Source organism: Gemmatimonas aurantiaca, from assembly GCF_037190085.1.
GTDB classification, from domain to species: Bacteria; Gemmatimonadota; Gemmatimonadetes; order Gemmatimonadales; family Gemmatimonadaceae; genus Gemmatimonas; species Gemmatimonas aurantiaca_A.
In genome coordinates, this window is the sequence record NZ_JBBCJO010000012.1 from 699947 (window position 1) to 711826 (window position 11880).

Annotated in this window: 6 protein-coding genes; 4 read left to right on the plus strand and 2 right to left on the minus strand. The window is 64.7% G+C overall.

Features of this window, described 5'->3' with window-relative positions; genetic code table 11:
* Positions 1–72 precede the first annotated feature (72 nt).
* Positions 73–6615 carry a cell surface protein SprA gene (gene sprA / locus WG208_RS17580; RefSeq protein ID WP_337172691.1) on the minus strand — a complete coding sequence of 2181 codons (6543 nt, stop codon included), beginning with the start codon at positions 6613–6615 and terminating at the stop codon, positions 73–75.
* Between the two features lie 143 nt (positions 6616–6758).
* On the opposite strand from sprA, the gene WG208_RS17585 reads away from it, so the two are divergent.
* Genes WG208_RS17585 through WG208_RS17600 form a run of 4 tightly spaced genes read left to right on the plus strand, consistent with a single transcriptional unit; the run spans position 6759 to position 11272 of the window.
* Complete coding sequence (locus WG208_RS17585) at positions 6759–8498, plus strand: LptF/LptG family permease (RefSeq protein ID WP_337172692.1); 1740 nt, start codon at positions 6759–6761, stop codon at positions 8496–8498.
* On the plus strand, positions 8495–9583 hold the full coding sequence (locus WG208_RS17590) for an LptF/LptG family permease (protein WP_337172693.1): 1089 nt from the start codon (positions 8495–8497) through the stop codon (positions 9581–9583). The genes WG208_RS17585 and WG208_RS17590 overlap by 4 nt, the downstream gene beginning before the upstream one ends.
* Positions 9580–10362, plus strand: a complete 783-nt coding sequence (locus WG208_RS17595) for an ABC transporter permease (protein ID WP_337172694.1) — start codon at positions 9580–9582, stop codon at positions 10360–10362. The genes WG208_RS17590 and WG208_RS17595 overlap by 4 nt, the downstream gene beginning before the upstream one ends.
* A 22-nt stretch (positions 10363–10384) precedes the next feature.
* A complete protein-coding gene (locus tag WG208_RS17600) occupies positions 10385–11272 on the plus strand; it encodes an MlaD family protein (protein ID WP_337172695.1) in 888 nt (295 codons plus the stop codon).
* Positions 11273–11317: 45 nt separating this feature from the next.
* Here WG208_RS17600 and WG208_RS17605 read toward each other — a convergent pair whose 3' ends face one another.
* Positions 11318–11734, minus strand: a complete 417-nt coding sequence (locus WG208_RS17605) for a four helix bundle protein (protein WP_337172696.1) — start codon at positions 11732–11734, stop codon at positions 11318–11320.
* Between the last annotated feature and the right edge of the window lie 146 nt (positions 11735–11880).

An 11880-nucleotide genomic window follows, 5' to 3' on the forward strand; every position in this document is an offset into this window, starting at 1 on the left:
GCACGCCCCTGCTCTCCATGTGTCACCGGAACTACGCGCGCATCATCCTGCGGACGCGGCTCCGGCGGAACTTCAGCGCATCGTGCCCGCGAAGAACCGGAGTTGCAGCACCGCGCTCAGGATCACGTTGGTGGTCTGCCGGTTGTAGGCGCGGTCGAAATTCACCACGCGACTGCCGGTCAGGGTGAACGTGAGCAGTTCGGTGAGATCGGTATTGGCATTGAGGTTGTACGCCCGTCGCCCGTTGTTGGTCAGCACCGCGGGCGCGGTCAGCAGCAGCGTACCGTCGCCCGTGGTCACGGTCGTGCCGGTCACGACGGAGGAATTCTCCTCACTGTCGTATGACGCATTGGCGCGGAGCTGGCCGTTGCGTGTATTCCAGCTCTTGGGCAGCGGGAACGTGCGGCCGACATTGAAGGAGAGCCGATCGGTATTGCCATTGATGATCGATCCCGGTCGGAGATCTTCGCGCGATTCGCGGCTGCTGCGTGCCGTCGTGACGAGATCGCCGAGGAACGCCCAGGTCACGGAGGCGGACAGCGGCTGTCGACGGGAGGTGAGGCGACTCCGGTCGGCCAGACCACCCATTTCGTTCGGGATGGTGGTCTCCTGCTCCGTGATGGCGTAACTGCCGTCGACATTGAGGGCGGAGATGATCTTCCGGAGCTGTTGCGGACGCCAGCTCCAGCGCAGCGAATAGTCCGGATACACCGTCTGCGTACTGGTGATGATCGCCTGGAAGCCATCGAGCGCCCGGCGGGTCCACGTTTCGGTGGTGCCGTTTTCCACGCGCGTCTGCAGGCGCAGTGAGAGCGGCAGATTGAGCGATCCCACCGCCGTCGCGCGCCGCATGCGACCGGCCGTGGTGGCCAGTCGTGCATCGAGTCCACGGAATGCGTCCACCCCCCCGAGTCCGAACTGGTAGCCCCAGCCGGGGATGTAGGCGGTGTTGTCGTAGTTGGACGTGAGACTCTGCTGCCATTGCACATCGATGGGAGCGAGCATGTTGCCCAACCGACGCACCCAGCTCGTATCGCGCGAGTGCTGCGTGAAGAAACGCCCGAGATCGAGTGTGGTGCCCACATTGAACGAGTTCGCGGCGCCGAGGCGTTGCGGCAGCCGCAGCATGCCGGTGCTGTCGCCTTCATGCAGCAGCGTGCGCGCATTCGGATCCTTGTTCAGCGCGAAGGAACTCGTGAAGTCGACCCGTGGACGCAGCCACGTCGACATGGCGGGCTGGAAACGGAACGCGGAGGTGAATGACCGTTCCCGCTCGAGACCAAGGTTGGCACCGAGGAAGCGCACACGCTCGGCATTGGCCACCTCGCCGCGATTCACACTGTCGACAATCCACGGATCCAGCCGATAGTCCCGCAGATCGAGCAGTTGACGGGCCGTGAAGTCGGCGTTGATGCCCGGTGTCGGTCTGAATGTCAGCGCGGCGAGATTCTGCCACACATGCGTGAGCGCCGACACGACTTCGCCCGTGTCGGTTGGTGAAGCCGCCGCCTTGGTGAATGAGGTGGACGAGATGCTCGTGCGGGCGAGCGACGTGGTGAGCCGGAATTGTGTGGGACTCCAGCGTACCCGTTGCTCGCGGAAGCTGGTGATGGCCTGCGATTCCCGGAGTCCCCTGGGCAGTACGTCGAGTATCCGCGCGAGGAAGCCCGGCAACCGGCTTTCACGGGACTCGTCGGCGAGGAGGAGACCGCCCCCCACCACGTAGCTGCTGTTGGTGAGTTCCTGGAAGGTGGACTGCGAGGCGCCCGTGGACCACATGCCGTTCAGCGACAACCCGTTGACGAGCGGCGCATACCATCCGTGCTGGAGTGGCGCGATCCGTCGCAGGGCCATCGAATAGTTCAACCGGCGGTCGCCGGGATTGCGCACGCCGTCGATGCTGCCGGCCCGGACATCGGTGCGATTGATGAACAGTTGTTCGATGCCGGTGCCTGCATATTCGACACTCAGAGGCAGTGCGATGCCCCAGCGTGCCGGGAGCGCGCGCTCGAGATGCAGCGTGGTGCCCATGCTCACCACGTTCGACGTGAGGAACGTCGGCGTTTCATTGAGCTGCCGGAAATTGGGATCGCGGCGGCTGAGGTTGACGCGGAAATCGGCCAGATCACCGGCGTTCATGTTGAGACCGATCTCTCCCGCGAACCCGATGTCGTCGACCACATCACTCAGCCGGATGTCGTTCACCCAGAGTTCGAGCGTGTCGTTGGCCATGATGCCACTGCCACCGCGCGCCACGCTGTCCACGCGCACGATGCCCACGGCCAGTTCCTGAACGCCGGCGAGATTGGGCGGCGTGACCGCCGGATCGGCCGTGTACACGATGTAGCCGTCCTGACACACGGCGAAGCGCCGGTTCGATCCGCCCGGCGGTGCACCGGACCGCTTGATGAGTTCGAGATCCACGCCGGAGCATTGCAGTGAATCCGCCCGCCCCTGGAGGTAGGCACTCTCGAGCTGTGCGCGCAGCATCTGGAAGCGCGTCAGATCGACCTGAATCTCGGGCAACCAGGCACTCTGACTGCTGCCGGTGTTCACCGGCGTCCGGTACATGTAGAAGTTGTGTTCATCGCGGCCGATCTTCACGTAGCCGTTGAGTTCCCCCTGCACGCCCCACCCGTTGCCGCGCCCCCGCATCCACAGGCGCAGCGAACGGTACCCCATGAACGTCTTGGTGCCTTCGGGGAAACGCAGGTACGCTTCGGCGCGGTCGAACGGACGGAACTGCCGTCCCGGAATGCCGGCCTGAATGCGCAAGGCCTGCTCGTTCACCTGCACACGGGTGTTCTCGTATCCCGACTGCCGGTTCTCCGGCTGCTCCACCACCCCGGGCGGCGGAGAATAGGAAAGCGTCGAGGTGGAATCGAGCGTTCCGATGACGCTGGCGATCACGAACCCACCCACGGTGCCGCTCGAATCGCCGGCCATGCCGCTCAGGGGCTCCACGCTGCGCTTGAGCCACGGCGCACCAACGAGGCGGAAGCGCGCCAGAGCAATGCGTGTGAACTCATCGTCGTCGGCGAAGGTGTTCGACACCATGGTCAATCGCATGGCCCGCACGCGCCGGTCGTTCGGGTTGTTGAGCTCTTCGGTGGGGGAGCGCCAGTTGAGACGGACCTGCACCCAGCACAGCGAGTCGGTCACCACGCCCGTCGCGCTCGAATCGCGCTGCTGGAAACACCGGCCCACGCGGGTCCAGTTGCGGCGATCGCTGAGATCGACGATGAACCGCTTGAGTTGTTCCTGGTCGGTGGACGCCGCCGGCATGTTGAGCTGACCGTCCAGATCGATGTCCTCTTCGTCGAGCCGGTTGTTGCGCACCGTGCAATTGGCCCGGCTGTCACCCAGCAACTGCGCACTCCGTGTCGACTGCGAACACAGCGGCACCTTGAATTGTGTGGTGATCACCGGCGCCCCGCCCGTGCGATCGACCACCACGATGGTGTCGGCCACATCGCCGGCGAGCCCACGGTCGTTCTCCACCGCATTGAAGGTGCGCGACAGCGGATCGCGCTCGGAGTCGAGCCGGTCGTACCCCACCAGTCGCTTGCCGCGATACGTGGTGTCCGCCGGCGCCCCGGCGGCCGTGGGTGCGTTCACCGTGAGCGTTTCCGGAGCGAAGGTCACGCTGTTCTCGCTGATGTCGCCGAAGTCGAACACCAGTGTGGGATTGCGCTGCAGCTTCGCCGTCTCCGACTGCACGAGCACGAAGAACTCCACGTTCTCGGTGCGCGAGAGATCCTGACCGCTGGGGTTGAGCACGGTCCGCAGCGAACGCCAGCGCCGTCCCGTCGGCGTGGGTCCCAGCAGACTGTTGTCGCCCACCGTCCACGCATACCGACGCGACGCACTTCCGGGTTGATAACCGAGCATGCCGCCGGTTTTGAGCGGATACATCGTCATCCACAACAACTGTTCCGCCGGTTGCACACCATTGCCGACGATCCGCACCGACGGATCGATCTGCTGGATGGTGAATTGCGGATAGCCGCCCGACGCATCGACGCCGTTGTTCTGATAGGCCAGCGTGGCGGCGCGCGCCGTGGTGAAGATGCTCGACCCGCTGGTGGCGAGAGACGCGCCGAGCGCCGGCAGGGAACTGAAGTACCAGGAAGATTCGAACAGCGGCACGGCGCGGTCGGCGCTGCCCTCGAAACTCTCGATGTACGCCTGCCCCGCCGCATTGGGCTGGGGTTTGCTCATGGCGAACTCCGCCTGCAATCCCACACGTGACGGCGAGGTGCTGCGGGCAAACGGAATGCGGGCGATGGCGTTGGTGAGGGCGCTGGCGTCCCATTGCAGTGCACTCGTGACACCCGCCACCAGAGACCCCACCGGTTCGAAGCCGAGTGGCGGCCGGTTGAGGTTGGACCGCTGGCGCTGGGAGATCGCGGTGAAGGCGATCTGCCCCTTGTCGAGCTGGAATTGCGACGCGATCCCCATGATGGTGGTGGGCGCCGCCGTGAAGAGCGGGTTCTCCTCGTAACGCACCGAGACCTGCCTCGGCCGCAGGAACAGCGTATCCGGACGCATGAACGAGATCACGCCGAGATCGTAGTCGATCTGGTAGTCGACATTGCGCGTCAGTTCCCGCCCGTCGATGACGAGGCGCTCGGAGTTCTGCCGCACCTGGATGGTGTTCAGCTGGATGGACTGGGTGTCACCGCCACCTTCGGACTGATAGCTGACCATCATGCGGTAGATGGCCTGCGGACGCTGCGCCGAGTACAGATACTCGTTGGGATAGCGGTAGAGCGTATCGTTGGCAGGATTGGCGAGAGGCTGTGCCAATCCCGCGCGCGCGAACGGCTGCAGCGAAGGGAAGACCAGGAAGTAGTCGGGGATGAGTTTCTGCTGTCCTGCCCCTCCGCTGAAGCTGGCGCGGAAGTTGGGATCGTTGGGGCGGGGCCAGACGCGATTCTCGACATCGAATGCGGCGGGATTGGTGGCCTGGGCGAGTCCGAACAGCCGGAGATAGGTCTCTCCACGCGAAGGATCGATGGGCTTTTCCTGATCGCCCGAGGTACCCGTCACCAGCTTGAGTTGCAGCGATTGGCGGCGGAGGTCCTCGCCGCCGAGTCGGTACACCGACTTGATCTCGCGCAGGAAATACGTCGTGTTGGTGGGCTGCAGCTCCGGTTCCCAGAGCAGATTCGCGTACTGCGGGCTTTCCGTGTATTCGATGTCCGGCGTGCCACCGGTGCCGGGGTTCCGACCCGGACGGCCACCGACGTTCACCTCGTACGCGATGGCCAGACGTTCCGTATTGGCACTGAGCGGTCGCACGAGCGCAATCCACAGCATCGACGGATCGACATAGTAGTCGACGTTCTCCCGCAGCAGTTCGTAGGTCTGCCGGGTGGGATTGCGCGCGCCGCGCACGGCCAGCTGCGGACCACGCGGATTCTGGTTGGTGGCGCCGATCAGTTGCCGATAGACGTAGAGCCGCACGGGCCGGATCGAATCCGGCAACGCGGCGGCCAACTGCCGCATCTGCGGGCGATTGAGCAGATCGATGTTGGGATATCCCCCAAGCTGCCGCGGATCGATGCTGAAGAAGAACCGCCGCTGCTCGATCTGGATGTCTTCGATGATGCGATCGACCTGCCGCTCGGTGCGCTCTCCCACGGTGAAGATGTTGTCCCGCGAGACATTGCCCTTCTGCTGCGCGACGATGGACGTGAAGCGCATGGCGCCGAACTGCCCGGTGGCCTGCACGCCATAGTTGCCGGACGGGATGCCCGAGGTGATGAAACGCGATGGCGGCGGTTGGAAGGTGACATTGCCCACCTCCACCCGCTGCAGCTTCTCCCCCGGTTTGCCTTCGTACCGTGCGGAGAGGTTGTTGGACGCATCGAACTCGCGCTGCGAGTCGTAGTCCACGTCGATGAAGAAGCGGTCGGCCACCACACCGCCGGTCCGCACATTGAACTGGAAGTCGAAATCCGGAAGAATCGGCGCGCTCCGGCAGCTGTTCCCCGGCATGGTCAGTTGCATGGACGTGCAGCGATCGTTGCGCAGGCGCTGCACCTTCGACTCAAGACGGGCGTCGAGGGAAATCCCGAGATCCCCGAGGTCGCTGAACAGGTCGGCGGCGCGCTGCCCCACATCCCGGAAGGCCGTATCGGAGGCGGCGGGGGCCATCAGCACCAGGCTCCCCGGGAGCGCCGGCTGGGGGGACACTCCGGCCACTGCCGTAGCCGTCCCCGCGGACAGTCCGCTCCGGACGTCTTCCGTCCACCGGAGCCGGAGCCGTTCCTGACCCTGCCGCGCCGTCGCCTGGGCGAGCCGGTCGGCCACCCGGGCCGGATCGGGACGCTCCAGGGGGCTGGACTCGAGACTGGGCTCGAATCCCCTGCGCGGGCCGGGGAGATGGAGGACCAGCGCATCGATGGCCCGCTGGGTGGCGGCGGACAGCGGGATCGGACGGGAGCGTTCCCCCGATCCGGGGAAGAGGAGGCTCCCTGAACTCACCGGGCTGCCCGACGGCGGGACGGCCGGACGCTCCTGGGCCTGCAGCCAGCCGGCTGGCGCTCCGACCACTGGGGCGAGGGCACTCCCCAGCAGCAGGGCCCATGTCAGGAACAGCCTGCGCACCGAACTCCGATCGTGGGGTACCAGCGGCAGCCCGCAGCGCCGTGATACGGTGTCACAAGAAAAAATCGACTGCCGGTGCCGCGAATCCACCCGGGAACCGCGACACCCTTGATAAAGCGGGTGGTCTCCGGGGAATTTACGTCGTGAAGCTCCTTACCCGCTATGTCATCCGCGAGCACGTCGGGCCGCTGCTCTTTGCCCTGTCGGCGCTGACGTCACTTCTGATGTTGCAGTATGTGGCGCGCCAATTGGCCAATCTCGCCGGCAAGGGTCTGCCCTGGTCGGCCATCGGTCAGTTCTTCGTGCTGTCGCTGCCGTTCACCATCGCCATGACGATGCCCATGGCCGTCCTGGTGGCGACACTCTACGCGTTCGGTCGCATGGCGGCCGAACACGAGATCACGGCCTTCAAAGCCAGCGGTGTGCGTGTGCGCACGCTCATGCTGCCGGTACTCGGCTGCGCTTTGATCCTGTCGCTGGTGATGGTCTGGTTCAACGACCAGGTTCTGCCGGCGGCGAATCATCAGCTGAGCGTGCTGCAGCGGGACATCGCCCGCACCCGGCCCACGCTGGCCCTGCGTGAGCAGGCGCTCAATGCCATCACCGATCAGTTCTTCATGCGGGTCGCGCGCACGAACGCCGAGACCAACCGCATGTACGACGTGGTCATCTACGACCTGAGCGGAGGGCCCGAGCGCAAGACCATCTACGCCGACAGCGGCGTCTTTGCGCCGGGCACCAACAACCGCGACCTCCAGCTCACGCTGTTCGACGGTTTCGCGCAGGAGTTCGTGCGGGGCGATCCGCGCCGGCTCCAGCGCAGCTATTTCCAGTCACAGGTGATCCGCAAGGCCGGCGTGACGCAGGGGTATGAGGCGTCCACGTCGGACAGCTACAAAGGCGATCGCGAGATGACGGTGTGTGAACTCCACCGGAAATACCGAGCGGACGCCGTCGAGGTGGAGCGGATCCGCCAGGAATACATCTCCAACGCCCAGCTGCTCCGGAAAATGGGCGGTGGTGTCATCCGGGCCCCCAAGGCCCGTCCACGCGCCGAAGTGCTGGGCACCGCCTATTGCGAACGATTCCTTCCGGCAGTGAGCCGGCTCTTCCTGCCGAAGAAGGCCAAGGCGCAGGCGGGTCAGCCGCCGGTGAAGACGGATTCGCAACCCGTGCAACCGCCGGTGCAACCGGCCGTTCAACCTCCCGTGCAGCCGCCGGTCCAGACGGATTCGCAGGCCGTACAGCCGCCAGTGCCGCCACAGATCGTTCCGCCGGGCACCGCGGAGCCCATCCAGCCCGCTCCGGGGCTTACCGCGCAGCAGGACTCGATTCTGCGTGCCTCGGGCATCGACCCCACACAACAACCGGTCACCCCCCCCGCGACCCAGCCGACCGATTCGGTGGCGGTGGCCCGGGGCATGGTGAACGCCACCGGCGTCCAGCTCATCGCGCAACGGGAAGGACTCGACAGCCTGGCCGTGGAGATCCACAAGAAGTTCGCGCTTTCCTTCGCCTGCTTCGTATTCGTCCTCTTCGGACCGCCGATCGCGCTGCGTTTCCCGCGGGGCGGGGTGGGCGTCACGATCGGGGTGAGCATCATCGTCTTCGGGCTCTACTATGTGTGCCTGATGGGCGGGGAAGCCCTGGCCGACAAGGGACGTTTGCCGGCGTTCGTGGCCATGTGGATGGCCAACGTGATCTTCACGCTCGTGGCGCTGGTGATGTTGTGGCGTGTCGAATCCACCACCGACACATCGCGTGGTGGCGGCCTGCGTGACTGGTGGATCGATCGAAAAGCCAGACGACAGTTGATGAAATCGATGAAGTCTTCGAAGACCTCCGGTGGAACGGGCGGCTCCGGCGCGGTGGCCACCGCATGAGTCGCCGCCTCATCACACCACTCGATCGGTACATCGCAACCGAATTCGCGCGCATCTTCGGCGTGACCATCCTCGGGTTTCCGATCCTCGTCTTCGTCATCGATCTCGTCGACAATCTGCGGAAGTACACGGAACGCAAACTGCCGGCCAAAGCGGTCGCGCTGAGTTATCTGTACTGGATTCCCGACACGCTGTTCATGGTGCTGCCGGCGGCCGTGCTCTTCGCCACCGTGTTCTCCATCGGCACGTTCACGCGGTATTCCGAAATCACCGCTGCCAAGGCGTCGGGCATCAGCTTCTACCGGTTCATCGCCCCCATTCTGGTGATGGCGACGCTGGCCCTGGGTCTCGATCTCGCGTTCGGTGAAGTGGCGCCGCCGGCCAACGAACAGCGCCTCGATCTCCTCGAGAGCAATACGGCGGGTCGCCTCAACGACCGGTACAACTTCGCGTTTGCCAGCGACCGGGGCCGCATCTATCGCATCTACACGCTGCATGTCGGTGAGGGGACCGTCGACAACATCGAAATCGAAGCGCGCGGTACGGACAAGAAGCCGGCCATGGTGCTGGCGGCGCGGCGCGGCGCCTGGAACAAGGCCACGCGGGAATGGCGCCTCGATTCGGGTGTGGTGCACGTGATCCCCGACCGTACGCGCGACATCACCTTCTCCTTCGACTCCCTGATCGACCGCAACTTTCACGAAACCCCCGTGGAATTGCGCTCGTCCGAACGTGATCCCAGCGAGATGCGGTTCGCGGAACTCACCCGCTTCATCAAGGTGCTGGAGCGGTCGGGTGCCGATGTGAACACCCTGCGGGTGGAGCGGATGCTGAAGATCGCCATTCCGGTGACCTGTCTCATCATCGCGCTCTTCGGTGCGCCACTGGCCACCAGCAGCCAGCGGGGTGGGGCCGCATATGGTATTGCGGTGAGTCTCGCCACCACGGTGCTCTTCCTGCTGCTGATCCAGCTCACGAAGGCCATCGGGGGCAAGGGTATCATGCAACCCGAGCTCGCGGCGTGGATTCCGAACGCCCTGGTGGGGCTCTTTGCCATCGTGCTGCTCGCCCGCGTGCGCACATGAGTCTTCTGGCCCTGGCCTCGAACAGGATTTCCGGTCTCCTGCACGCGCTCGGGCGTCGGGCGTATTTCGCGCGCGACATCGTACGCGGCGTACGCGACCCCGGTACGTGGATTCCGGAAACGATCCGGCAGATGCAACGCATCGGGGTCGAGTCGGTGCCGCTCACCGTGATCGTGGCGGCGTTTCTCGGCGGCGTCACGGCCTTCCAGACGCGCTACCAGCTCTTTGCCGGAGTGCAGTTGTCGGTGGTGGGACTCATCGCGCGTCAGAGCATCGTGCTGGAACTCGGTCCCCTGCTCACCGCGCTCGTACTGACGGGCCGTGTGGGCGCACGCATGACGGCCGAGATCGGCACGATGCGGGTGACCGAACAGATCGACGCGCTGGAGACGCTGGCCTTCGATCCGGTGGCATATCTCGCGCTTCCCCGGTTCGTGGCGGGTGTGGTGATGCTGCCCACGCTGGTCATTCTCGCCAACGCCACCGCCATCTTCAGTGCGTGGGCCACGCTCGTCCTGGCGACCGATGTGCGCACGTCGGATTTCGTGAGCGGTCTCCGACTGTCGTTCACGGCCTTCCAGGTCGTCTATTCCCTCATCAAGGCGACGTGCTTCGGCGCGGCCATCTCTTTCGTGTGTTCGTACGAAGGCTACGTGACGGAGGCCGGCGCCGAGGGTGTCGGTCGCTCGACGGCGCTGGCCGTCGTCATCGCCTCGGTGTCGATCCTCGTGCTCGACGCCATCGTGGCCGCCGTGCTCGCTCCTTTCATTCAGGCCTGATCCCCTCTTTATTCATTCGGTCATGACCACCAAACGACGTGACGAAGTGCTGGTCGGCCTGCTGTTGCTGGTCGCCATCGTCATCGGACTCGGCGGCACCATCTGGATCGCCCGCGGCGGATTGTCGAAGGGCTATTCGATGTATGCGCGCTTCCCGTGGGGCGCGGGACTCAAGCAGGGGCAGCCGGTGCTGCTGGCCGGTGTGCAGGTGGGTTTCGTGGACGAGGTCAAACTCATCCCCGACGGAACGATCACCGTCACGCTGCAGATCCAGAAGGAACACCAGGTCCCCGCAGGCACGACCGCATCCGTGAAACCCAACGGCATCTTCGGCGATCAGCTCATCGCACTGCAACCGATCAAAGGCGCGCAGGGATACATGAGCCGGGGCGATACGATTCCCGTGGGTCCCGGTACGCCGGGCACCGATGAGTTGCTCACCAAGGGCGATTCCATCGCCGCCAATGTTCTCGCGCTGACCGACGAAACCCGCGCGCAGTTCGTGGCAGATGGCGGCGTGAAGGACATCCGCCGCACGGTGGCCGATCTCACGAAGCTGGTAGCGCAACTCAGCGCGGTCGCCACCGCCCAGTCGACACAGCTCACGAAGACGCAGGAGCAGCTCCGTCGCACCCTGGCGAGCATCGATTCCGTGAAGGTGGATTCGAGCGTGAAGAACGTGCAGGCCATGACGGCAAGCTTCGAGCAGCTGTCACGGGAGTTGCGCGAAACCAACGGCAAGGTCCAACTGGTGGTGGACAAGGTGTCCAACGGCAACGGCACCGCCGGGAAGCTGATGAACGATCCGGCGGTGTACACGCGCATGGATTCGCTGCTGGCGCACATCGATGCCCTGGTGCTCGATCTGCAGAAGAATCCGCGGCGGTATATAAATTTGAAGATATTTTGATGGATGACAGAGGGCGGCGCTGTGGCGCCGCCCTCTGCTTTTGTATCAAGAGGGAGCAGGGAGGAGCTGGTCAGGGGGAGATTGATAGACACAGTCGGCGACATTTGCCTGTTTTAGGAGATAGTGGCGACGGAGACCGAAGAGCATGCGTCTGATCTGACGGAGTTCGTCGAGGGTCGACTCGCAGGTGCCAATGGCAGGGCAGAGTCGCATGGCGAGCAGCAGGTGAGTCTCCACTTCGAAATTGCTGCCGATGGCCACGGCCAAATGACGTGTGACGAGCCCGGGAGAGGGCTGGCCGACGCCTTCAGCGATATTGGCGGGAATGGACGCCACCGCGCGGCGCAGTTGGGTCGCGAGGCCAGGTGCTTTCCTCCCCTGGATTCTCCGCGCCACCGCGTGGATTTCCACCGCCAGGTCCATCGCGCGACGCCACACCTCGAGATTCGCCGGATTCTGCATGCCCGCACAGTGCACTCCCATTGGGTCGTGTGTATCACCATTTCCACGCCTCCGTTCCCATTCTATCGCTCTCCTCCCTGACCAGCTCCTCCCTGCTCCCTCCTGAAACAAAAGCGGGGGGGGGGGGGGGGGGGGGGGGGGGGGGG